This window comes from Nocardia sp. NPDC055050 (genome assembly GCF_053608345.1).
Genome location: NZ_JBSGVG010000017.1, coordinates 121,234 through 142,502, shown reverse-complemented (window position 1 = coordinate 142,502; position 21,269 = coordinate 121,234). Strand labels below are relative to the sequence as shown.

The 21,269-nt window shown below is 67.5% G+C and carries 23 protein-coding genes and 1 pseudogene; 11 read left to right on the top strand and 13 right to left on the bottom strand.

Translation table 11 applies throughout. From position 1 onward, the window contains the following. Together ACWGCN_RS19670 and ACWGCN_RS19665 are read left to right on the top strand one after the other, a co-directional pair. Positions 1 to 192, top strand: a pseudogene (locus ACWGCN_RS19670) (NAD-dependent malic enzyme); the annotation flags it as partial. 69 nt (positions 193 to 261) lie between these two features. After that, positions 262 to 471, top strand: coding sequence for a ribbon-helix-helix protein, CopG family (locus ACWGCN_RS19665; protein ID WP_452460310.1), 210 nt, complete (start codon positions 262 to 264; stop codon positions 469 to 471). On the opposite strand, the gene ACWGCN_RS19660 is transcribed toward ACWGCN_RS19665, so the two are convergent. The 4 genes from ACWGCN_RS19660 to ACWGCN_RS19645 are packed head-to-tail and all read right to left on the bottom strand — an operon-like array spanning position 454 to position 3,920. Then, positions 454 to 1,158 carry an ABC transporter permease gene (locus ACWGCN_RS19660; protein ID WP_452460309.1) on the bottom strand — a complete coding sequence of 235 codons (705 nt, stop codon included), beginning with the start codon at positions 1,156 to 1,158 and terminating at the stop codon, positions 454 to 456. The genes ACWGCN_RS19665 and ACWGCN_RS19660 overlap by 18 nt on opposite strands. Beyond that, complete coding sequence (locus tag ACWGCN_RS19655; protein ID WP_452452664.1) at positions 1,155 to 1,814, bottom strand: ABC transporter permease; 660 nt, start codon at positions 1,812 to 1,814, stop codon at positions 1,155 to 1,157. The genes ACWGCN_RS19660 and ACWGCN_RS19655 overlap by 4 nt, the downstream gene beginning before the upstream one ends. Continuing rightward, on the bottom strand, positions 1,811 to 2,959 hold the full coding sequence (locus ACWGCN_RS19650) for an ABC transporter ATP-binding protein (RefSeq protein ID WP_452460308.1): 1,149 nt from the start codon (positions 2,957 to 2,959) through the stop codon (positions 1,811 to 1,813). The genes ACWGCN_RS19655 and ACWGCN_RS19650 overlap by 4 nt, the downstream gene beginning before the upstream one ends. Positions 2,960 to 2,987: 28 nt before the next feature. After that, complete coding sequence (locus tag ACWGCN_RS19645) at positions 2,988 to 3,920, bottom strand: ABC transporter substrate-binding protein (protein ID WP_378638448.1); 933 nt, start codon at positions 3,918 to 3,920, stop codon at positions 2,988 to 2,990. A 199-nt stretch (positions 3,921 to 4,119) separates the two neighbouring features. On the opposite strand from ACWGCN_RS19645, the gene ACWGCN_RS19640 reads away from it, so the two are divergent. From ACWGCN_RS19640 to ACWGCN_RS19630, 3 genes are all read left to right on the top strand, one after another. Beyond that, positions 4,120 to 4,728, top strand: coding sequence for a hypothetical protein (locus ACWGCN_RS19640; RefSeq protein ID WP_452460307.1), 609 nt, complete (start codon positions 4,120 to 4,122; stop codon positions 4,726 to 4,728). Between the two features lie 299 nt (positions 4,729 to 5,027). Next, positions 5,028 to 5,708, top strand: coding sequence for a PadR family transcriptional regulator (locus tag ACWGCN_RS19635; protein WP_449963743.1), 681 nt, complete (start codon positions 5,028 to 5,030; stop codon positions 5,706 to 5,708). A gap of 28 nt (positions 5,709 to 5,736) precedes the next feature. Further along, complete coding sequence (locus ACWGCN_RS19630) at positions 5,737 to 7,209, top strand: DHA2 family efflux MFS transporter permease subunit (RefSeq protein WP_379314043.1); 1,473 nt, start codon at positions 5,737 to 5,739, stop codon at positions 7,207 to 7,209. A 51-nt stretch (positions 7,210 to 7,260) separates the two neighbouring features. Here ACWGCN_RS19630 and ACWGCN_RS19625 read toward each other — a convergent pair whose 3' ends face one another. Continuing rightward, the gene (locus ACWGCN_RS19625; protein ID WP_452460306.1) at positions 7,261 to 8,865 is read right to left on the bottom strand and encodes a molybdopterin-dependent oxidoreductase; all 1,605 of its coding nucleotides are present in this window, start codon (positions 8,863 to 8,865) and stop codon (positions 7,261 to 7,263) included. 125 nt (positions 8,866 to 8,990) lie between these two features. On the opposite strand from ACWGCN_RS19625, the gene ACWGCN_RS19620 reads away from it, so the two are divergent. Together ACWGCN_RS19620 and ACWGCN_RS19615 are read left to right on the top strand one after the other, a co-directional pair. After that, positions 8,991 to 9,413 (top strand): hypothetical protein, encoded by a 423-nt coding sequence (locus ACWGCN_RS19620; RefSeq protein ID WP_452460305.1) that lies wholly within the window; start codon positions 8,991 to 8,993, stop codon positions 9,411 to 9,413. 83 nt (positions 9,414 to 9,496) lie between these two features. Beyond that, positions 9,497 to 10,207: a cutinase family protein gene (locus ACWGCN_RS19615; RefSeq protein ID WP_449963753.1), complete on the top strand. Its 711-nt coding sequence runs from the start codon at positions 9,497 to 9,499 to the stop codon at positions 10,205 to 10,207. A 52-nt stretch (positions 10,208 to 10,259) separates the two neighbouring features. On the opposite strand, the gene ACWGCN_RS19610 is transcribed toward ACWGCN_RS19615, so the two are convergent. The 4 genes from ACWGCN_RS19610 to ACWGCN_RS19595 all read right to left on the bottom strand — a co-directional run bounded on the left by ACWGCN_RS19610 (position 10,260) and on the right by ACWGCN_RS19595 (position 15,497). Further along, entirely contained in the window at positions 10,260 to 12,056 is a 1,797-nt protein-coding gene (locus ACWGCN_RS19610) for an AMP-dependent synthetase/ligase (protein ID WP_378993418.1), read from the bottom strand. Between the two features lie 92 nt (positions 12,057 to 12,148). After that, a complete protein-coding gene (locus tag ACWGCN_RS19605) occupies positions 12,149 to 13,102 on the bottom strand; it encodes an alpha/beta hydrolase (protein ID WP_378993420.1) in 954 nt (317 codons plus the stop codon). A 26-nt stretch (positions 13,103 to 13,128) separates the two neighbouring features. After that, complete coding sequence (locus ACWGCN_RS19600; protein ID WP_378993422.1) at positions 13,129 to 13,962, bottom strand: SDR family NAD(P)-dependent oxidoreductase; 834 nt, start codon at positions 13,960 to 13,962, stop codon at positions 13,129 to 13,131. Then, positions 13,959 to 15,497 carry a flavin-containing monooxygenase gene (locus ACWGCN_RS19595; RefSeq protein WP_379315161.1) on the bottom strand — a complete coding sequence of 513 codons (1,539 nt, stop codon included), beginning with the start codon at positions 15,495 to 15,497 and terminating at the stop codon, positions 13,959 to 13,961. The genes ACWGCN_RS19600 and ACWGCN_RS19595 overlap by 4 nt, the downstream gene beginning before the upstream one ends. Positions 15,498 to 15,565: 68 nt before the next feature. Between ACWGCN_RS19595 and ACWGCN_RS19590 the strand changes: the two genes are divergently transcribed. Beyond that, entirely contained in the window at positions 15,566 to 16,201 is a 636-nt protein-coding gene (locus tag ACWGCN_RS19590) for a TetR/AcrR family transcriptional regulator (RefSeq protein ID WP_378993426.1), read from the top strand. Between the two features lie 228 nt (positions 16,202 to 16,429). Further along, positions 16,430 to 16,873: a hypothetical protein gene (locus ACWGCN_RS19585; RefSeq protein WP_378638330.1), complete on the top strand. Its 444-nt coding sequence runs from the start codon at positions 16,430 to 16,432 to the stop codon at positions 16,871 to 16,873. Between the two features lie 63 nt (positions 16,874 to 16,936). On the opposite strand, the gene ACWGCN_RS19580 is transcribed toward ACWGCN_RS19585, so the two are convergent. After that, the gene (locus ACWGCN_RS19580) at positions 16,937 to 17,518 is read right to left on the bottom strand and encodes a helix-turn-helix domain-containing protein (protein ID WP_452457685.1); all 582 of its coding nucleotides are present in this window, start codon (positions 17,516 to 17,518) and stop codon (positions 16,937 to 16,939) included. A gap of 82 nt (positions 17,519 to 17,600) precedes the next feature. On the opposite strand from ACWGCN_RS19580, the gene ACWGCN_RS19575 reads away from it, so the two are divergent. Further along, the gene (locus ACWGCN_RS19575; RefSeq protein WP_452457686.1) at positions 17,601 to 18,671 is read left to right on the top strand and encodes an NAD(P)/FAD-dependent oxidoreductase; all 1,071 of its coding nucleotides are present in this window, start codon (positions 17,601 to 17,603) and stop codon (positions 18,669 to 18,671) included. Between the two features lie 70 nt (positions 18,672 to 18,741). Here the strand turns inward: ACWGCN_RS19575 and ACWGCN_RS19570 are convergent, their stop codons facing one another. Further along, positions 18,742 to 18,960: a hypothetical protein gene (locus ACWGCN_RS19570; protein WP_378993431.1), complete on the bottom strand. Its 219-nt coding sequence runs from the start codon at positions 18,958 to 18,960 to the stop codon at positions 18,742 to 18,744. A gap of 100 nt (positions 18,961 to 19,060) precedes the next feature. After that, positions 19,061 to 19,630 (bottom strand): TetR/AcrR family transcriptional regulator, encoded by a 570-nt coding sequence (locus ACWGCN_RS19565; RefSeq protein WP_452457687.1) that lies wholly within the window; start codon positions 19,628 to 19,630, stop codon positions 19,061 to 19,063. 79 nt (positions 19,631 to 19,709) lie between these two features. Here ACWGCN_RS19565 and ACWGCN_RS19560 point away from each other — a divergent pair, with 79 nt between their 5' ends. Next, positions 19,710 to 20,321, top strand: a complete 612-nt coding sequence (locus ACWGCN_RS19560; protein WP_449963767.1) for a hypothetical protein — start codon at positions 19,710 to 19,712, stop codon at positions 20,319 to 20,321. A gap of 41 nt (positions 20,322 to 20,362) precedes the next feature. On the opposite strand, the gene ACWGCN_RS19555 is transcribed toward ACWGCN_RS19560, so the two are convergent. Beyond that, positions 20,363 to 21,202, bottom strand: a complete 840-nt coding sequence (locus tag ACWGCN_RS19555; protein ID WP_452457688.1) for a helix-turn-helix transcriptional regulator — start codon at positions 21,200 to 21,202, stop codon at positions 20,363 to 20,365. Positions 21,203 to 21,269: the final 67 nt, after the last annotated feature.

The following is a 21,269-nucleotide window of genomic DNA, read 5'->3' as shown; positions in this document are numbered from 1 at the left end:
AAGGGTGCGCTCGACGCCGGTGCCCGCCGGATCACCGAGGGCATGAAGGTCGCCGCCGCGAACGCCATCTTCGGTGTCGTCGCCGACGAGCTGGCCGTGGACAAGATCATCCCGAGCCCGCTCGACCCGCGCGTGGCTCCGGCAGTGGCCGAGGCCGTCGCCGAAGCGGCGCGCGCCGAGGGTGTCGCCTAGTTTCTCCCGGACAGCGCCCCCGTTCCCACGGAACGGGGGCGCTGTCGTGTCATCTGGGATCATCGAACGATGACCACCATCACCGTGCAGCTTCCCGATGACGTCGCCGAACAGCTCGCGGAGGCCGCGGCGGCCGCGGGCGTTTCGGTGAATGTGGCGATGGTGCAGGCGGTGCAGGAGTGGATTCACGCCAACGCTCAGCGTGCCCGGGAACGTGCCAGGATGCAGCAGGTGCTGGCCGACGACCCGCACCTGCGGGCGCTACTCGGCGACGACTGAGATCCGGGGGTCGGTCCCCGCGCGGGTGAGCCTGCCGGTGCCGGGGGTGCTCGCCCACACCGCCACCGCGAGCAGCCCGTCGAGCACCAGCGCCAGCACCGCGACCAGCAGCGCGCCGACCAAGACGAGGTCGTATCGGTAGAGCCCGATGCCGTCGAAGATGTAGCGGCCGAGCCCGCCCAGGTTGACATAGGCCGCGATGGTCGCGGTGGCGACGACTTGCAGTGTGGCGCTGCGCAACCCGCCGAGCAGCACCGGCATCGCGTTGGGTACCTCGACCCGGAACAGGATCTGGCGTTCGGTCATCCCCATCGCCCGCGAGGCGTCGACCACATCGGCGGGCACATTCGCGATTCCCGCGTAGGCCCCCGCCAGCAGCGGTGGGATGCCGACGGTGATCAGCGCCAGCAGCGGCGGGATCAGCCCGAGCCCGAGTCCGAGCACCAGAAAGGTGAGCAGACCCAGTGTCGGCAGCGCCCGCATGGCATTGGCGAAGCCGACCATCACGGCACTGCCGCGGCGCGTGTGCCCGATGATCGACCCGAGCGGCACCGCGATCACCGCCGACAGCGCCACCGCGAGGAAGCTGTACCACAGGTGTTGCAGCAGGCGATGTTCGATGCCGGTGGGTCCGCCCCAGTTCGCGCTGTCGCTCAGATAGTTCCAGGCTTCGACGAAGAGGTTCACGAGCGGGCCCCGCTCACGCGCGCGTCTGCCCTGGTCCACGGGGTTGCGAGGGTGCCGAGCAGGAACACCAGCCGATCGAAGATCAGCGCGAGCACCAGGGTCACGATGATGCCCGCGACGATCTGGTCGGGGTAATCGCGCTGGTAGCCCTGGGTGAACAGCTTCCCGAGCCCGCCGACTCCGATCAGCGCGCCGACCGACACCATGGCGATATTGGTGACCACCACGACGCGCAGAGAAGCGGTGAAAACCGGTAGCGCCAACGGCATGTCGACGGTGACGGTGCGCCGCATCCGGCCGAACCCGATCGCGTCGGCGGCATCGATCACGCTGTCGGGCACCGTATCCAGTGCCATCGGCACCGCGATCAGCAGCAGCGCGGTCGAATACACGGTGAGCGCGATGATCACATTGAGCGGGTCGATCATCGAGATGCCGACCAGTGGCGGAATGATCACGAACAGCGCGAGCGACGGGATGGTGTAGGCCAGGCTCGACGTCGTGGTGGTGATCCGCCGGGCCCAGCGGTTTCCGTGCACCAGTGCGCCGAGCGGGACCGCGATCACCAGGCCGAGCAGTAAGGGGACAAGTGCCAGCACCAGGTGGGTGCGGGTGATCGCCATGATGTCGGCGAAGTTGTCGATCAGGTATCTCACGAGGTGCCCTGGGTGAAGAACTCCTGATTGCGTTGGGAGTCTTCGGCTACTCGCTGTTCGGCGAGTTGGGTCAGCACCTCGGTGGCGAGCAGCCCGCCGCGCACGGCGCCCGCCTCGTCGACGGCGACGCCGATTCCCGAGGGCGAGGAGATCGCCGCGTCCAGGGCTTGCCGGAGGTCGCCGGTCGGGGTGAACAGCGAGCCGCCCGCGGAAACACTGGAGTCCAGCGGTTTTCCGGCCCGCACCCGCTCGACGCCGGTGACGTCGATCCAGCCGCCCGGCTTGCCGAGCTCGTCGACGACGAGTGCCCATTCGCCCTGGGTGAGCCGCAATCCGGCGATGCCGTCCGGCTCGATCATCCGGATCGGCGCCAGCGCAACAGCTTCGGCGCTGCGGAACGACAGTCCGCGATACCCGCGGTCCCTGCCGACGAACCCGGCGACGAAATCCGTGGCGGGCTGGGCCAAGACATGTTCCGGCGTGTCGTACTGCTGGAGCACCCCGCCGAGCCCGAACACCGCGATCTTGTCGCCGAGCGTGATCGCCTCGTCGATGTCGTGGGTGACGAACACGATCGTCTTGTGCAATTCGGACTGCAGCCGTCGCATCTCCGATTGCAGTTCCGCGCGTACCACCGGGTCGACCGCGCTGAACGGCTCGTCCATCAACAGCACCGGCGGGTCGGCGGCCAGCGCTCGCGCCACCCCGACCCGCTGCTGCTGGCCGCCGGACAGTTGCGCCGGATATCGCTGCGCCAGATCGCGATCCAGCCCGACCCGGTCCATCACCTCCAGTGCGGCCGCGCGGGCGGCCTTGCGTGACTGTCCGAGCAGCATCGGCACGGTCGCCACGTTGTCGATCACCCGGCGGTTGGGCAGCAGCCCGCCGCTCTGGATCACATAGCCGACACCGAGGCGCAGTTTCACCGGATCGATCGTCGCGATGTCGCGTCCGTCGACGGTGACGGTGCCCGCGCTGGGGTCGACCATTCGATTGATCATGCGCATCGAGGTGGTCTTGCCGCAGCCGGACGGACCGACGAACACGGTGAACGATCCCGAGTCGATGTGCAGGTTCAGATCGCGGACCGCGTGTGTGCCGTTCGGATAGGTCTTGTCGATACCGCGGAATTCGATGTCGGACAATGCGATTCTCCTCGAGGCGCGGGTTCGCCTAGCCGATGGGGGAGTTCAGCCCCTGGGCGGTGATCCAGGCGAGTGCGGCGGCCTTCGGTTCGATCTTGCTGTCGCCGGAGACGGCGGTGTTCAGCGAGATCAGTTCGGTGGTGGTGAGCTTGGCCGAGACCGCGTCGAGCACGGCGACGGCCTTGTCGGACTTCTTCGCGGCGTTGAACAGCGGGACCACGTTCTGCGCGGCGAAATTGTGCTTCGGATCGGCCAGCACGACCAGGTCGTTCTGCGCGATCGCCGGCGACGTGGTGAAGATGTCGGCCGCGGTGACCTGGCCGTCGACCAGTGCGCGCACGGTCGCGGGGCCGCCGCCGTCGGCGATCGGCACGAAATTGGCGTCGGTGATATCGAGGCCGTAGTTCTTCTTCAAGCCCGGCAGTCCGCCCGGGCGCTGGGCGAATTCGGCCATCCCGCCGAACTTCACCTCGGCCGAATGCGGCGCGAGGTCGGCGATGGACTTCAAGTTCCACTTGTCGGCCGTGGCGCGGGTGACGACCACCGCGTCCGAGTCCTCGCCGGGGGCGGGGGTCGCGATGGCGAGGTCGTCGCCGAGTGCTGTGGTGAGCGCGGCGTTCACCTCGGGCGCGGCGGTGGCCGTGGCGTCTTTGTCGAGGTATTGCAGCAGGTTGCCGGTGTACTCGGGGATGAGCGAGATCGCGCACTGGCGCAGTGCGGGGATGTAGGCCTCGCGCGAGCCGATGTCGAACTTGGTGTCGACCTTGAAGCCGTTGATCCGCAGCACCTCGGTGTAGATGTTGGCGACGGTCTCGGACTCGGGGAAGTTGGCCGACCCGATGATCAGCGCGTCGCTGGTGCAATCACCCTTGGCGGCAAGGGGATCGTTGTTGCCGCAGGCGGAGGCGATCATGGCGGCGGCCAGCGCCACCGCGGCAACCAGTACCCGGCCCGCCCGCATCACGAGGCGGCGTGCCGGTCGACGTTGTCCTGGCGATGAGGAGGCGAAGTCGGTTTTCACTGGTGTCCTTCCGGCAAAGGCGGGCAGTGCGCTGTGCGTGCGACCCGGGGGCCACAGGTACATTCTGGTAGTTCATACTGCCCGCCGTCGGGCCGAATTGCGCGGGTTGACGGCAAATACGGAAAGTTGGTGTCGCCGCATGTACTCGGTCGCCGTGCGTCGAACCGCCGCCGCGATCCTGGCCGCAGCCTGCGCTTTCACCACTATTTCCTGCGCCTCCGACGACGCCGCCCCGGTGGTCGTGGTGGGTGGGAATTCGACGACGGAATCGGTTCTGCTCGCCGAGATCTATTCCCAAGCACTGGACCGTGCGGGCGCCGACTCCACCGTCTCGACCGGATCGGCCACCCCCCTCGCCGATCTCGACGCGGGCCGCATCGCGGTCCTCCCCGCCCGCAACGGCGCCCTCGTGGACCGCTGGAACCCCGCCTCCCCCGCCCGCACGCCCGACGAGGTGGTCGCCGCGGTCAACTCGGCTCTGCCCCAGGGCATTTCGGTCTCCGACGCCGCGGACGGCACAGACCTGCGCCTGCGCGCGCCGGGCGGAGCGCCCGAGGGCGCCGCCCGCTCCCAGAGCATCGTCGCCCTCTACCGCAGCGGCATCTTCGACCGCCGACAGCTGAAGAAGCTCAACTACGTTGCGGGCGAGCTGACCACCGAGGGTCTGACCGAGTCGATCAACCAGATCGAATCCGGCACCAGCCCCGCCGACGCGGCCAGATCCTGGTTGGACGCCCACGGCCTGTAGCGCACGGTCGCACAGAACGGGCGGTCAGGAAGCAGCGTCGGACCACGCGGCTTGGGCCCGGCCCATTCGCACGATGCCCACGATCAGGCAGTCTTGCTCCCCTCCGTGATTCGGCGCGCACGGTACTCGCCGCGGTATCGGCGCGCACGGACTCCCGACGCGAACCCGGATGGCGGCCAACAGCGGTGTTCGGTGTGACGTCGTCGGGTGGGTCGCGCCCTTGCCAAGCTTTGTTCCGCTCCGTATATTCCTACTGGAATATTTGGTGGTGGAACATAGAGCTGAGTGGAGGTGGCGGGGTGGGGCAGCCCGGGCGGAATGTGATGACGCCGTTGGCGATCGCGGTGCTCGCGTTGCTCGACGAGCGCCCCATGCATCCGTACGAGATGTATCAACTGCTGATCGCTCGGCGGGAGGACCTGCTGGTCAAGGTGCGGCCCGGGTCGCTGTATCACGTGGTGGCCCGGCTGGCCGACGACGAGATGGTGGCGGCGGAGGGGATCGGCCGGGCCGGGAACAGGCCCGAGCGAACCACCTATCGGATCACCGATTCCGGGCGGACCGCCCTGCGGGGACGGATCGCCGAGCTGCTGCGGACACCGGTGCAGGAATATCCGATCTTCCGGGTGGCGTTGGCCGAAGCGCACACCCTTCCGCAAGAACAGGTCATCGCATTGCTCGACGAGCGCGTGGAGTACCTGACTCAGTCGCGGGCCGACACGGACGTGCTGCTCGACTGGGCGCGCAGCCGAGCCATCCCGCGCCGGTATTTCTTTGTCCTGGAATACATTCGCGCCACCATCCACGCCGAACTCACGTGGATCGAACGCTTCGCCGCCGAACTCGGCAGCGGTGCTGTGCCGTGGGAGCAGTACGACCCCGACACCGGCGAACGGATCACCGACGATCACGTCCACGAATGGCCGACCGGGGATCACCCCGACGCCGCGCCCCGGCCCCGCTGGGCCGCCCGAAGCTGAATCCTTCTCCTCGATTGGAACGAATTCGATGACCACCCAACGTAATCCGTGGCTAGCGCTCTTCGCGCTGGTGGTCGGGTTCTTCATGATCCTGCTGGACATGACCATCGTCGCGGTCGCCAATCCGGCCATCATGACCGACCTCAGCACCGACATCTCCAACGTCATCTGGGTCACCAGCGCCTACCTGCTCACCTACGCGGTGCCGCTGCTGGTCACCGGTCGGCTCGGTGACAAGTTCGGGCCGAAGAACATCTACCTGATCGGCCTCGCGATCTTCACCGCCGCCTCGCTCTGGTGCGGCCTGTCCGGCAGCATCGGCATGCTGATCGCCGCCCGCGCCGCCCAGGGTATCGGCGCCGCGCTGATGACCCCGCAGACGATGGCCGTGATCACCCGCACCTTCGCCCCGGACAAGCGTGGCGCCGCGATGGGCCTGTGGGGTGGCGTCGCCGGGCTGGCGACGCTGATCGGACCCATCCTCGGCGGCGTGCTGGTCGACAACCTCGGCTGGGAATGGATCTTCTTCGTCAACGTGCCGGTCGGCATCATCGCGTTCGGCCTGGCTGTGTGGCTGGTGCCCGCGCTGCCGACCAGCGACCACAAGTTCGACATCGTCGGTGTGATTCTCAGCGGCGTCGGCATGCTCGCCCTGGTTTTCGGTATCCAGGAGGGCAATGCGCAGGACTGGTCGTTGCGGATCTGGCTGCTGATCGGCTTCGGCGTGGTGATGCTGGTGGTGTTCGTGATCAACCAGGCGCGCAACAAGGGCGAACCGCTGGTGCCGCTGAGCCTGTTCCGGGACCGCAATTTCGCGCTGTCGAACCTGGCGATCGCCGCGATGGGCGCCGCGATCACCTCGATGATGGTGCCCTCGTACTTCTACCTGCAGGCGGTGCGCGAGATGACGCCGACGATGTCGGCGCTGGTCTTCGCGCCGATGGCGATCATCACCGGTTTCACCGCGCCGTTCATCGGCAAGGTGTCGGACAAGCTGCCGCCGCGGCTGCTGCCGACGATCGGATTCGTGCTGTTCGCCGGTTCGGTGGCGTCCTTCGGCGCGCTCATGAGCCCGGACTCGTCGATCATCTGGTTCCTCGTCGCCGCCGCCGTCGCGGGCCTGGCCAACGCCTGCATCTGGGCACCGCTCGCCTCGACCGCCACCCACAATCTGCCGGTCGCCCAGGCCGGTGCGGGCGCCGGTGTGTACAACACCACCCGTCAGGTCGGCTCGGTTCTCGGTAGTGCCGCGATCAGCGCCCTGATCGCCGCCCGTCTGACCGCCAACGGCCTCGGCGGTGGCGGCCCGGTCGGCGAGGGCGCGGCCACCGGCCCACTCCCGCCGCAGATCATCGACGAATTCAGCACCGCGCTGGCCCAGTCGATGATCCTGCCCGCCGCCATCCTGGTGATCGGCATCGTCGCTTCGGCCCTGTTCGTCGGCCACGGCAAGTCCGCCGGAAACGCTCCCACGCGGGAGAAGGCCGACGCTTCGGCCTGATCGCGAGTGTCGAGTCGCCTGCCCGTCACGTGCGAACGTGGCGGGCAGGTTTCAGTTCACCTGGATGGTGAGGGTGGGGTAGCCGGTGGCGCCGTCGGGGACGACGTCTTGTTCGACGGCGGTTTGTGGCTGACCGGAGGTGTCGGTGGTGCGGGCGCGCAGGGTGTGCTGGCCGGGGGTGGCTTCCCAGTCGTAGGTCCACTGACGCCAGGTGTCGACGGTGACCTCGGTGGACAGGCGGGCGGGGCGCCAGTCGCCGTTGTCGACCTGCACCTCGACGCCGGTGACGCCGCGATGCTGGGCCCAGGCCACACCGGCGATCACGGTGCGGCCCTGCGGGATTCGCCCGCGCCCGCGTGGGGTGTCGATGCGGGTGCCGGTTTTGATCGGGCCCTGCGCCGACCAGCCGCGCCGGGTCCAGTAGGCGGTGGCCCTGTCGAAGCGGGTGACCTCGAGTTCGGTGACCCATTTGGTGGCGGAGACGTACCCGTAGAGGCCGGGGACGACCAGGCGAGCGGGGTAGCCGTGCCGGACCGGGAGGGGTTCGCCGTTCATGCCGATGGCGAGGAGGGCGTCGCGGCCGTCCGTGAGGACCGAGAGGGGTGAACCCGCGGTCCAGCCGTCTTCGCTGTGCGACAGCACCATGTCGGCGTCGGGGTGCGGTCGTGCCTCGGCGAGGAGTTCGTCGAGGCGATAGCCGAGCCAGCGGGCGTTGCCGATCAGGTCGCCGTTGATCGGGTTGGAGACACATGCCAGGGTGACCAGGCGCTCCACCGGAGTGCGGCGAAGCAGGTCGTCCCAGGTGAGAGTGATTTCCTGGTCGACCATCCCGTGGATGCGCAGGGACCAGGAGTCTGTGGACACCTGGGGAACGATCAGCGCGGTGTCGATCCGGTAGAAGTCGCTGTTCGGGGTGATGTACGAGGTGAGTCCGGGTACCCGGAGATCGGCATCCGGCGGGAGATCCGGCAACGGTGCTGTCGCCCTGGGCAATTCGACGGTCTCGCGCTCGGCCGTCACATCATGGCGCGCGCCGCCGAGCAGCCGGCCCGCCAGGCCGGCTCCGAGGGCGAGCACCCCGGTTGCCGCGATGCCACCGAGCACGCGCCGCCGCCCGGCTCCTGCGATCGACGCGCCGGTGCGGACCGGGCTGTCCTCGCCGCCTACCTCCGGCGCCGCGGTGGCCTCACCGAGTTGTGGCGCAGCGGGTTCCGTCGCCGGTCGCCGCGAATCGGATGCGTCATCGATCCGCCGGGTCAGTCCTCGCAACGCGAGAATTCCAGCGGCGGTACCGATCAGCGCGGGCAGCGCACCGGCGAACCCGCCGACTCTCCCGGCGCCGACGACAGCGGCGACCACGCCGAAGATCGCGAACAGTACCGATCCGATCGGTCGAGCCGCTCGCTCGAAATATCCAGCGATCCCCGCGACCACCACCGCGACAATGCCCATGCACACGAACAGCACGGCCTTGTCGCTGGTTCCGAACGTCGAGATCGCCCATTCCCTGACCCCGTCGGGGGTATGGTCGACCACCGTCGCGCCGAGTGCGTAGGCGGGTGCGCTCCCGGACCCGGTGAACACCGCGACCAACTCCGCCACACCGAGTACCAGTGCAGCGGCCACGATCCCGGCTATCGCCCGCAAGAACGCCATGCACAGAGCGTACGTCGCGCCCGGATCGCCCCGGTGACCGATTTGTGACGGCCGAACACCTCCCGCGGATCGGCCATCAAAACTACACTGCGTAGTAGAAACGATCCCGCTCGGCAGGAGACATGATGACCGAGACAGCACCGGACTCGACACTGCGCGCCACGACGGCGGTCTTCGCCGTCGCCCTCCTGGTCCACGGCGCCGACCACTTACGCCGGGGCATGGGCGCCACCTCATCGCTGGTGAACGCCCTCGGCACCCTGCAAATCCTCTTCGCCCTGTTCACGGTGTTCCTCGTGTTCCGCAGGCACCCGGCGGCCCCCCGCGCCGCGGTGTTCATCGGCTTCGCGAGCGCGATCGGTTTCACGATCGTGCACCTGCTTCCGGACTGGTTCGGTCCGCTCAGCGACAGCTTCATCAACGCGCCTGCCGCCTCCGGCGTCACCGGATTCTCCTGGTTCGCCGCACTGTTCGAGATCGCGGCCGATCTGGCGATCGGCATCGCGGGTCTGCGGATGCTGCGGTCCAGGGCGTTGAGTGTGGCCTGAACGCCGGGGCCGTCGCTCACCCGGCGGCGAATCCGGCCGAGTCGAGGCGATGGTGAACAGTCGCGGTCGGTAGTCTGCGCGGCATGACAGCACGTTCCTTCTCGCGATTCGTGTCTGCAGTCTTCTTGGCAGCCGCGATTCCCCTGGTATCGCCCACCCATCCCGCTACCGCCGAGCCCTGTTCCGATGTGGAGGTGGTGTTCGCTCGCGGGACCGCCGAGCAGGGTGGCGAACTCGGTCTGACCGGTATTTCCTTCGTCGAAGCGCTGCGCGCGAACGCGGGCGGACGCTCGGTCGGCTCGTACGGCGTCGACTACCCGGCCAGCAGCGACTTCACCGACCGGCTGGCCTTCGCCCGCACCGTCGTGCAGGGGATCAGTGATGCTCAGCGACGGGTCGAATACCTCGCGGCGAACTGCCCGGGCGCCCGCATCGTCCTCGGCGGATATTCCCAAGGCGCGGCGCTGGCCGGTTTCGCGACCGGTGTCGGTGTGCCCGAGGGTGTGCTGCCGGAGTACGAGATGTATCTGCCGCAGCCGATGGCGCCCGAGGTGGCAGAGCACGTCGCGGCGGTCGCGCTGTTCGGCAAACCGTCGGATCGGTTCATGGCCGACGCGGACGCACCGGCGGTCTCGGTCGGCGCGCTCTACAAGGACAAGACCATCGAGCTGTGTGTCCCCTCGGACAACATCTGCGACGGTTCCCCACTCGCCCAGCCCAACGTCTCGCACACCCTGTACAGCATCAACGGAATGACCATCACCGCGGCACAATTCGCGGCGCAACGGTTCTGAACAGCCGAAAGGCCGGTTGCGCGAACGCAACCGGCCTCTCGTCTGTGTGGGATCAGGAGTAGATCTTGTCTACTTCGCCCGCGTACTGCTTCATGACGACGGCGCGCTTGAGCGACATCTTCGGGGTGAGCTCGCCACCCTCCTGGGTCCAGTCGACCGGGAGGATGCGGATCTTCTTGATCGCCTCGGCCTTGGAGACCTTCTTGTTGGTCTCGTCGATCGCGGCCTGCACCTCGGCGACCAGCGCCGGGTTCTCGATCAGGGTCTCGATCGCGGTGTCGGCGGCGACGCCGTTGCGATCCTTCCAGCCCGGCAGGGCTTCCGGGTCGAGGGTGATCAGCGCGCCGATGAAGGGCTGGCCGTCACCGACGACCATGACCTGGCTGATCAGCGGGTGCGCGCGCAGCGAGTCCTCGAGGATCGCGGGGGAGACGTTCTTGCCGCCCGCGGTGACCAGGATTTCCTTCTTGCGGCCGGTGATGGTGACGAAGCCGTCGGCGTCGATGGCGCCCAGGTCGCCGGTCTTGAACCAGCCGTCCTCGAACGCCTCCTCGGTGGCCTCGGCGTTGCCCCAGTAACCGTCGAACACGACCGAGCCCTTGAGCAGCAGCTCGCCGTCCTCGGCGATCTTGGCCGCGTGGCCCTGGATCGGGCGACCCACCGAGCCGACGCGGATGAACGCGGGCGTGTTCACGGTGAACGCGGCGGTGGTCTCGGTCAGGCCGTAGCCCTCGTAGATCGTCACGCCAGCACCGCGGAAGAAGTGGCCCAGACGCGCGCCCAGCGGGCCGCCACCGGAGACAGCGGCCAGGCACTGGCCGCCGAGGGCCGCGCGCAGCTTGCTGTAGACCAGCTTGTCGAACACGAAGTGCTTGACCTTGAGCAGCAGGTCGGGGCCGCCCTTGGTCTCGAGCGCCGTGCTGTAGGCGATGGCGGTCTCCGCGGCGGCGTCGAAGATCTTGCCCTTGCCGCCGTCGTGCGCCTTCTGCTTGGCGGAGTTGAACACCTTCTCGAACACGCGCGGCACCGAGAGGATGAAGTCGGGCTTGAAGTCGCCGAACTGCTCGACCAGGGTGGTCCAGTCCGAGCTGTGGCGGATGGTCACCTTGGAATCGAAGGCGATCAGCGCGACAGCGCGGGCGAACACGTGCGCCAGCGGCAGGAACAGCAGGGTCTTCTGGCCCTCGGAGACGAACGCGCTGAGCTCGATGCCACCCGAACGCGATTCCGCCCACAGGTTCGCGTGGGTCAGCTGAACGCCCTTGGGGCGGCCGGTGGTGCCCGAGGTGTAGATCAGGGTCGCGGGCGAGGCCGCGCCGACCTGCTTGCGACGCTCGTGCACGGCGGCGTCGTCGAGCCCGGCACCACGCTCGACGAGGGTATCGATCGCGCCCTTGTCGATCTGCAGGGTCTCGGCCAGCGCGGGCAGCGAACCGGCTTCGATCTCGTCTATCGTGGCGCGGTGCTTGTCGTTCTCGACGACCAGCAGCTTGGTCTCGGAATCCTGCAGGATCCACTTGGCCTGCTCGGCGGCCGAGCTGTCGTAGATCGCGACGGTCACGCCGCCGGCGGCCCAGATCGCGAAGTCCAGCAGCGTCCACTCGTAGCGGGTGGCTGCCATGATCGCGACGCGGTCGCCCAGCTCGATGCCGGCGGCGATCAGGCCCTTGGCCACGCCGAGGACGGCCTTCTCGAACTGTGCTGCCGTGACGTCATTCCAGCCGCCGCTGCCGTTCGGGACGTTGAACAAGACCGTGTTCGGCGTCTCCTGCGCGAAGCGGAAGACGTTGTCGGCATTGTTCGCATCGTCCGGGATGGTGTAGGAAGCCGGAACTTCGAACTCTCGCATCTGTGCCCTTCCAGTGGGTTCTACTCGCCAGTAATCTACGACACGTTCGGGCGGGTCGCGATATCGCCGCCCGAATTGCCCGTCACCAGGCTTTATCGTAAATCGTCTATCGATACCGGCTGAATTGCTTCTCGCAGGAATTCCGCGAGTTCGCTGAGAGCCAGCGCTGCCTCGGTGACCAGCGCGGCTTGCAGTTGCGCGACATGCCAGAGGCCGCGGGTTTCGGTGAAGCGGACGTGCACACCCGCTCCACGCAGGGCTGAGACGAGCTTGCGACACTGGTCGTGCAGGAGTTCGCTCACATCGACCTGCACGTAGGTGGGCGGCAGGCCGATCAGGTTGCCCGACAGCGGGGCGTAACCCGCTTCGGTCGCGGCGGAGTCGCCGAGGTAGTGGGCGGCACAGGCTCGCGACCACGTTCGGTTGATCACCAGGTCGCGATCCCTGCTCGGCACCTCGGTGGGGTCCACCCAGGGCGCGATGAGGCCGAGCGCGGCGGGGGTCATCTGATGCTTCTCGATCAGCCGCTGGGCCAGTGCCATCGCCAGGCCGCCGCCCGCCGAGTCGCCCGCCAGGCAGATCTGCTCGGGCCGGTAGCCGACGTTGCCGACCAGGTCGAGGAACGCGGCCTCGGCGTCGTCGAGCCCGGCCGGGAACGGGTGTTCCGGCGCCAGCCGGTAGTCCAGCGAATACACCGCGCAGGAGGTCTCACGCGCGAGACCGGCCACCAGCGAACGGTGTGTGGCGATCGAGCCGACCACGTAGCCGCCGCCGTGCAGGTACAAGATCGCGCCCGCGGCACGTTCGGGCGGGACCGCCCGGGTACGCGAACCCGGAATGGCGGTTTCGGCGATCACGCGTTCGGCGGGGCGCCCACCCAGCTGCAGGTGCTGCACGACGGAACCGTCGGGCACCAACTGCAGCCGGGAGACCGCGTCGAGCAGAACGCGCTGTACCGCGACCGGTAGCCGTGCGTTGAGTGTCACCCGGAACACCGGGTCGAGCAACGCACGGGCGATCGGCAGCGGAATCTTGAACTCGCGCATGGAGTTTCCTCGGGTCCGGAGGAGCGTCAGTGTGGCATGAAGCGGCCGTTGACCACGGCCGAGATCCGGCTGTAGCCGGAGGCGAGGAAGCGCACGCTCACGTCGAGCACCTTGGCCTCCCAGCCGATCAGCACGCGGGCCTGCCCCTTGCGCACGCCCTCGGTGATGGTCTGTGCGGCCATCTCCGGGGTGTGAATCGCCAGGTACTTGTCGAACAGGGTGGCGGCGTTGGCGCCGTCCATGCCCTCGGCGTAGGTGGCGTTGCGGGCGACCGCGGTCTTGATGCCACCGGGGTGCACGCAGGTGACCTTGACCGGCGCCTTGGCGACCTTCATCTCCTGGAACAGCGCCTCGGTGAAGCCGCGCACCGCGAACTTGGCCGAGTTGTAGGCCGCCTGGCCGGGCACGGCGACCAGGCCGAAGAGGCTGGACACGTTGATCACGTGGCCGTCGCCGGACTCGATCAGCATCGGCAGGAACGCCTTGGTGCCGTTGACGACGCCCCAGAAGTCCACATCCATGATGCGTTCGATGTCTTTGAACTCGGTCTTGATCACGTCGCCGTGGTAGGCGATGCCCGCGTTGTTGTAGATCTGGTGCACGACGCCGAAGTGCGCCTTCACCTGATCGGCGTAGAGCAGGAACGCCTCGCGCTCGGCCACGTTGAGCCGGTCGGACTTCACCTGCGCGCCCAGCTTCTCGCAGGACGCGACGGTCTGGGCCAGGCCCTCGGCGTCGATGTCGGACAGCGCGAGTTTGGCGCCACGCGCGGCCAGATTCTCGGCCAGTGCGCGACCGATGCCGGAGCCGGCGCCGGTGATCACGCATACCTTGTTCGTGAAGTAAGCATCTTTGCTCACTGTGCTGCCACCACTTCCCTGTCGGCGTCTGCGGTTGTCGTAGTGTAGGCGGCGGCATCGAAATGCCGTGTGAGCCTACGGAATTCGAACGTGAAGTCCGGCCACAACGTGGTGTTGTTGCCGTGCTTGTCCAGGTACCAGCTGGCGCACCCGCCAGTGTTCCAGACAGTCTTGCCCAACTTTTCCTGCAGGTCGGCGTTGTAGGCCTGCTGCACGTCTTCGCGAACCTCGACCGTACGCAGACCCTGGGAGTCGATCGTCGCCAGCGCGTCGCTGACGTAGTTGATCTGCGATTCGATCATGAACACCATCGAGGTGTGGCCGAGGCCGACATTCGGGCCGACCAGGAAGAACATGTTGGGGAAGTTCGCGATGGCCGAGCCCTTGTAGGCCTGCTGGCCGATGTCGTCGAACACCTCGGCCAGCGTGCGCCCGTCGCGTCCGACCATCGCGTTGTAGGTCGGCGAGTCGGTGACGTGGAAACCGGTGGCCACGATGAGCGCATCGATCTCGCGCTCGGTGCCGTCCTTGGTGACGATCGAGCCCGCCCTCACCTCGGCGATGCCGTCGGTGATCACGTCGACATTGTCGCGATCCAGCGCCGGGTAGTACTCGTTGGAGATCAGCATGCGCTTGCAGCCGATCCGGTAGTTCGGGGTGACCTTCTTGCGCAGTTCGGGATCGCGGATCTCGATCTGCAACTTGGCGCGCGAGAGGGCCTCGAAGGCCTTCATCAGCACGGGGAAGCGGGTCAGGCCGACGACCTGGGTCTCGCGGGCCGCGTAGATCGCCGCGCGCGAGAGGCGCTGGACGGCGGGGATGTGCTTGAACGCCAGCCGCTCGGGCAGCAGATACGGGCGGTCCATGCGCGGCAGCAGCCAGGGCGCGGTGCGCTGGTAGACATCGAGGGTGGCGACCTCGCTCGCGATGGCGGGCACGATCTGGATCGAGGAGGCGCCGGTGCCGATCACCGCGACGCGCTTGCCGGTGAGGTCGGCGTCGTGGTTCCAGCGGGCGGAGTGGAAGATCTCGCCCTCGAAGTTGTTGATGCCCTTGATGTCGGGTAGCGACGGCTCACACAGCGCGCCGACCGCGGAGACCACGGTGTCGGCGGTGAACTCGCCCTGGCTGGAGCTGATCTCCCACTGCGCGGCCGCTTCGTTCCAGCGGATGCTCTGCACATCGCAGTCGAAGACATGGCGGTCGAGCACGTTGTAGCGCTCGGCGACGCTCTTGATGTACGCCTGGATCTCACCCTGCTTGGAGAACGAGCGGGTCCAGTTCGGGTTCGGGGCGAACGAGTACGAGTACAGGTGCGAAGGCACGTCGCAGGCGGCACCCGGGTAGGTGTTGTCGCGCCAGGTGCCGCCGACTTCGCTGCCGCGCTCGAGCACGAGGAAATCGTCGCGACCCTCTTGGCGCAGGCGGATGGCCAGGCCGAGGCCGGCGAACCCGCTGCCGACGATGATCGTCTTCACGTGGCGGGTTTCAGCGACCCGGGGCTCGACAACGTTGTCTGTAACCTTACGACTCATGTATTGCAGAATACGGTCTTATTGAGCCGGAGTCAACAGCTATTGAGCCGGGTTCAGTAGTGGCTAGGATGGCGGGTGTGACTACCAGGAGTGCGGGAGAGACGAAGCGTGTGCGGCTCAGCCCCGAGGAGCGCCGGCTGCAGCTGATCACCCTCGGCGCCGAAATGCTGGTCGACCGGTCGCTCGAGGACGTCTCGGTCGACGACATCGCCAAGCAGGCGGGCATCTCGCGGGGCTTGCTGTTCCACTACTTCGCCTCGAAGCAGGAATTCCACGAGGCGATCGCCCGGCATGTGAGTACCGAGTTCTTCGTCGCGATCATGCCCAACCGCGAGTTGTCACTGTTCGACATGTTGCGCGACTCGATCGAACGATTCGTCGACTACGCCACCGAGCATTCCGCGTCGTATCGCTCGGTGCTGCGCGGGCCCGCCAGCGTCACTCCCGACATGGCCGACTACGTCAACGAAACCCGCGGCGCCATCGCCGATCTCATCGTGAGCGAACTGCCGCTGCCGCCCGAGGATCCCGATCTGGCCCGGCTCACCTTGGCCATTCGCGGCTGGATCGCCTTCGTCGAGGAGACCATCCTCACCTGGATGATCGACAAACCGATCAGCCGCGAGTCGCTGGTCGATCTGCTGGTGGAGTCGCTGCCCGCGCTGGCGCTGAGTCCGGCGTTGATCGCCGCGCTCCAGGGCTGAATTCCTCCGGATCGCTGTTAACGCGCCGACGGGAGTGTCGCGAACAACTGAGGGGCTTGCACTGCCCTCCGCCGCTGCGTGCCCACAATTCCAGTGGCCCTGAATCTGTTGTGGCACAACATATTCGGATGCCGAATCGAGACCATTGCGGTGGCTAACGGTGCGGCTGTTCGGCACGACGAAGTGGGTATGACTCTCACGAACAGCACAATTCGCAAATTCTCGGCCGTGGTTGTTTCCGCCGGCGCCGTCCTCGTCGGGCTCGGTGCGCCCGCCGGCGCGCTGCCGTCGGATCCGATCGCGGTGTTCACGCCGACGTTGAGCCGGACTCCCGGCGCCAACTGCGCGGCGATCATCAACGCCCAGACCGTGCCGCAGCCGCAATCGGGCACCTTCGGTGTGCGGGTGGCGATCACCCAGACCGGAGACTTCTGCCAGCGCTACCAGGTGGCCGTACGCTTCCGCAATCTCGATACCGGCTACAGCGACGGCCAGTCGCACCCCGTGGAGAACGGTCAGATCCTGCACGCGCCGGGCAATGTGATCGTCGGGTTCGGGACCGCGCCCGGCAAGGGCCGGGTGGAGGCCTGGATCGTGACCACCGACGAATCCCTGCCCCAGCACCAGGAATTGGAGCACATCGCGGGACGCGCGAGCTTCACGCTCGGCTGATTCTCGCTGTCTTCCGTCGGGGCGAGTGCACAGGTGAGTGCGCTCGCCCCCGTCGGGCTTGCCCTAGTCGGATTTGGGGCGGGCGCGCAGGTGCGCGCGCTCGCCCTGCTTGCCGAACAGGCTGATGAATTCGACGGATTGTTCGTCGGCCGCGCCGAACCAGTGCGGGATATGGGTGTCGAACTCCGCGGCTTCGCCGGGGGTGAGGATCAGATCGTTGTCGCCGAGAATCAGGCGCAGGCGACCGTTGAGCACGTACAGCCACTCGTAGCCCTCGTGCACCTGCGGTGTCTGGGGTCGATCGCGGGCGCCGGGGGCGATGATCATCTTGAACGCCTGGATGCCGCCCGCGCGCTTGGTGAGCGGGAGCATGGTCATGCCGTGGCGGGTGACCGGGCGCAGGTGGATGCGCGGGTCGCCGGTGGGCGGGGCGTCGACGAGCTCGTCGAGGGTGACGCCGTGTGCCTTGGCCAGGGGGAGCAGCAGCTCCAGGGTGGGTTTGCGGTCACCGGATTCCAGACGTGACAGGGTGCTCACCGAGATGCCGGTCTCCTGAGCCAGGTCGGCGAGGGTGGTCTGGCGCTGTTTGCGCAGGTTACGCAGCCGAGGTCCGACCGAGTCGAGGGTTTGATCGAGGTCCTCCATGCTCCCCACTTTGCCATATCGGCAAAGAAGGTTGCCAGTATTCGGCGTTGGAATGCACTGTGGACGCTCGAAGGAGGTCGAGATGACACAGCTGGATGATTCGTACGACGTGGTGGTGCTCGGCGGTGGAGCCGCCGGGCTGAACGCGGCGCTGATGCTGGCGCGTTCACGGCGCTCGGTGGCCGTGATCGACGCGGGGGCGCCGCGCAACGCGCCTGCCCAGGGGGTGCACGGACTGCTCGGGCGGGAGGGGATGTCGCCGCTGGAGCTGCTCGAGCTCGGGCGAGCCGAGGTGCGCGGGTACGGCGGCGATGTGGTGGCGGGACGGGTGGTGAACGTCGCGCGTGTGAATCGCGCACCCGAGCCCGGAATCGTTGCGGACGAGCGTGATTCAGGGCAGGCCGGTCCGGGTGACGGCGCTGCGGCGGGGGCGGGTCGGCAGTCGGATATCGAAGAATTCTTCGTGACCCTCGACGACGGCCGGACCGTGCGGACTCGGCGCGTTCTCGTCGCCACCGGACTCGCCGACGAGCTCCCCGACGTTCCCGGGCTGCGTGAACACTGGGGTCACGATGTCCTGCACTGCCCCTACTGCCACGGTTGGGAAGTGCGCGATCAGCGCATCGCCGTCCTGGCGAGCAGCCCGATGTCGGTGCACCAGGCGCTGCTGTTCAGTCAGCTCAGCGACGACATCGTCTTCCTGTCGCACACGGCCGATCCATTGAGTGACGAAGACGTGGAAAAGCTGGTGGCACGCGGTATTCGGATCGTCGACGGCAAGGTGGTCGAGGTGCTCGGCGCCGACCGGCTGACGGGCGTCCAGCTCGCCGACGGCACCGTCATCGCACGGGATGCGCTGGTCGTGGCACCCCGGATGAACACCCGCGCCACCTTCCTCACCGAACTCGGCCTGGTTCCCGAACCCCACCCCTCCGGCATGGGCGACCACATCCCCGCCGATCCCGTCGGCCGTACCTCGGTGCCCGGCGTCTGGATCGCGGGTAATGCCACCGACCCGTCCGCCCAGGTCGGCGCTGCCGCGGCGGCCGGGGCCATGGCCGGTGCGCAGATCAACGCGGAACTCGTGATGGCCGAAACCGCTGCCGCGGTGGCGGCACACCGAGCCGATAGCGTCGAATCTGCATCCGTGTAGGCCCGATCGATCCTCGGTACGACAGCGAAGGACCCCGTCTGAGGTGATGACGGGGTCCTTCGCTGTCGGCTCAGTTATCGGTGGCCGGGCACACGGTGCTGCTGAACGGGCACGGCTTGAACAGCTCCTCGATGAGCATCACCAACGTGGCGCTCCCGCTGGTTGCGTCGGCACTGCCGGTCCCCGCCTCGGCGACCGATACCGTCGGCGCGGCCGCCGCGGTAGCGGGCACCACCGCACCGAGTGCCACCATCGCCATGCCCGCCATCACGAATTTCCCGATCGACACGCTAACTCCCAATTTCGACAAGTGTTGTCACAGTTGACGACATGGATGCTGCCTTCTGAACCGACCGACCGGTAGCCCTGAAAACCAGGGTTGCGCTGCTTCAGTCGAGTGCCCCGCGCGGGCAAGTGCCCTGCGTGTCATCGATGGCCGCGCTCAGCAGGGCGCGCGCCTTGTCCGGCGAGAGTTGGCCGATGGTGACGTGGAGGGCCAGGCCGTCGAGCAACGCGAGGAGGGAATCGGCGGCGGCTGTCGGGTCGGGGTGATGGGTGATCATGGTGGCGACATGGTCGCGAAAGCCACGTCCGTTCGTTGCCAGGGTTTCGGCGATCCGGGGACGGACCGAGGCGAAGGCCAGATAGCCGATAAGGACGCGGGCGTCGGCGGCCGATTCGGGGTCGGTGGGGAGCAGGGCGGTGAGGAGCTGGTGCAGGTCGGGGTCGGGGCCCGCCGCAGAGATCCGGGTGGCGATCCGGTCGGCGATCGTGGAGGTGGCGAACTCCATCATCGCTTCCTTGCTGGGGAAGTAGTGCTGCACCTGGCCGGTGGACACGCCCGCCTCGGTGGCGACATGGCGCAGGCTGATCGACTCCAGGCCGTCGCGGGCGAGCAAGCGCATCACCGCGTCGCTGATCGTCGCGCGTCGAGAACTGTGATCCACCCGCTTCGGCATCGGTCCATCTTTTCACAATGCACTTGTATTGCCACGCTCGGCATCTTTACAATGCGAATGTATTGAAAAGGAGGGTCCCATGCGTCCGATCACCCAGCTCGCACGGTCTTTCGTTCGACTCGAAGTCGACATCTGGGTGAGCCTCGCGCGCGCCGTCACCCGCAGGCCGGACCTCGGGGGCGGCACGCCGATGCGGTACGCGGGCGCGGTATCGGCCACCATCTGGGCCTTCATCGTGGTCAGTGCCGTGGAGATCCCCGCGGTTCACCTGCTCATTCCATGGCCCGCGGCGCGGATCGTCGCCTTGGGACTTGGCGCCTGGGGACTGGTGTGGATGGTCGGGATGTTGGCCGCGCACCACATGCACCCCCATGTACTCACCGATGATCTGCTACGAGTCCGGTACCTGCGTCGCGTCGGCCTCGACATCCCTCTGTCCGGCATCCGAGCGGTCCGCCACGACCTGCGCGCCTACGACGGCGCGAAATCGCTGCAACGCACCGGACCGGGTGACGAGGCGCTCGCCGTGATCATTGGCAGCTCGACGAACATCCGCGTCATCCTGACCGAGCCTCGGACCTTCCACACCCCGCAGGACGACTTCACCGTGAGCACCGTCGCCTTCTGGGCCGACGATCCGAAGGCCGCGGTCGCGTCGATCCGCGCCGCGATAGTGGACCGGGCCGTCTGACGGTTCACGCCCAGTCGAGTGAGGCGCGTGGTCGAGGCGCTTCAGTGGAACGATTCGAGGCCGGTTACTCGGAGGAGGTCGAGGGCGGTGGCGGTGTGGGTGTGGGGGGCGGCGGAGTAGATGATGATGGTTTGGTCGGTGTCGGGGACGTGCATGGCGTCGCAGTCGAGGGTGAGGGCGCCGAGGTCGGGGTGGGCGATGGTTTTGGTGAGGCTGTGCATGGCGCTGGAGCGGCCTGCCTGCCAGAGTGTCTCGAATTCTGGGCTGCCGGTGCGTAGTTCGGTGAGCAGGCGGGTCAGGCCGGGGTCGTCGGGGTAGGTTGCTTTCACCGCGCGCAGGCAGCCCACACAGGCGGCCGCGTTGCTGTCGGCCTCCTCGGGTGTCATCACGACGCGGCCCATGCCGGTGCCGAGGAAGCGCTGCCACATGATGTTGCGCCGGCCTACCGGGATCGCGGAGAAATCACCGAGTAGGGCCGCCGACAAGGGATTCCAGGCAAGAACGTCGGATTTGGCCGAGAGCACGAGCACCGGCAGATCGGCCAGGCGATCCAGCAGCCGCAGCACGCTGGGACGGATCACCATCGGAATCCGCCCGGCCTGCGGCGGTTCCGACCCGGCGAGCCGGAAGACGAGATCGCGGTCGACATCGGTGAGCCGCAGCGCCCTGGTCAGCGCGCCGAGCACCTGCTCCGACGGTTTCGGTCCGCGACCCTGCTCCAACCGCACGATGTAGTCGACGCTCACCCCGGCCAGGTTGGCCACCTCCTCGCGCCGCAATCCGGGGACCTGCCTGCGTGATCCGCCCGGCAGGCCCGCGTCGGCGGGGGTCAGCCGGGAACGCGCGGTGCGCAATACCGTCGCCAATTCCGCTCTGTCCACCCCTTCCATGGTGCCGCAGGACAACGGGTCAGGGGTGGTACCGCGGGGCCTATGCCGAGGCAGCACT

What these genes read in the sequence shown, in the direction of transcription:
- ACWGCN_RS19565 (WP_452457687.1), bottom strand. Translation starts at nt 19,630, where the DNA reads ATGCCGAAGCGGGTGGATCACAGTTCTCGACGCGCGACGATCAGCGAC.
- ACWGCN_RS19590 (WP_378993426.1), top strand. Translation starts at nt 15,566, where the DNA reads ATGGCGGGTGTGACTACCAGGAGTGCGGGAGAGACGAAGCGTGTGCGG.
- ACWGCN_RS19595 (WP_379315161.1), bottom strand. Translation starts at nt 15,497, where the DNA reads ATGAGTCGTAAGGTTACAGACAACGTTGTCGAGCCCCGGGTCGCTGAA.
- ACWGCN_RS19605 (WP_378993420.1), bottom strand. Translation starts at nt 13,102, where the DNA reads ATGCGCGAGTTCAAGATTCCGCTGCCGATCGCCCGTGCGTTGCTCGAC.
- ACWGCN_RS19560 (WP_449963767.1), top strand. Translation starts at nt 19,710, where the DNA reads ATGCGTCCGATCACCCAGCTCGCACGGTCTTTCGTTCGACTCGAAGTC.
- ACWGCN_RS19630 (WP_379314043.1), top strand. Translation starts at nt 5,737, where the DNA reads ATGACCACCCAACGTAATCCGTGGCTAGCGCTCTTCGCGCTGGTGGTC.
- ACWGCN_RS19620 (WP_452460305.1), top strand. Translation starts at nt 8,991, where the DNA reads ATGACCGAGACAGCACCGGACTCGACACTGCGCGCCACGACGGCGGTC.
- ACWGCN_RS19640 (WP_452460307.1), top strand. Translation starts at nt 4,120, where the DNA reads ATGTACTCGGTCGCCGTGCGTCGAACCGCCGCCGCGATCCTGGCCGCA.
- ACWGCN_RS19665 (WP_452460310.1), top strand. Translation starts at nt 262, where the DNA reads ATGACCACCATCACCGTGCAGCTTCCCGATGACGTCGCCGAACAGCTC.
- ACWGCN_RS19610 (WP_378993418.1), bottom strand. Translation starts at nt 12,056, where the DNA reads ATGCGAGAGTTCGAAGTTCCGGCTTCCTACACCATCCCGGACGATGCG.
- ACWGCN_RS19645 (WP_378638448.1), bottom strand. Translation starts at nt 3,920, where the DNA reads ATGCGGGCGGGCCGGGTACTGGTTGCCGCGGTGGCGCTGGCCGCCGCC.
- ACWGCN_RS19575 (WP_452457686.1), top strand. Translation starts at nt 17,601, where the DNA reads ATGACACAGCTGGATGATTCGTACGACGTGGTGGTGCTCGGCGGTGGA.
- ACWGCN_RS19625 (WP_452460306.1), bottom strand. Translation starts at nt 8,865, where the DNA reads ATGGCGTTCTTGCGGGCGATAGCCGGGATCGTGGCCGCTGCACTGGTA.
- ACWGCN_RS19615 (WP_449963753.1), top strand. Translation starts at nt 9,497, where the DNA reads ATGACAGCACGTTCCTTCTCGCGATTCGTGTCTGCAGTCTTCTTGGCA.
- ACWGCN_RS19580 (WP_452457685.1), bottom strand. Translation starts at nt 17,518, where the DNA reads ATGGAGGACCTCGATCAAACCCTCGACTCGGTCGGACCTCGGCTGCGT.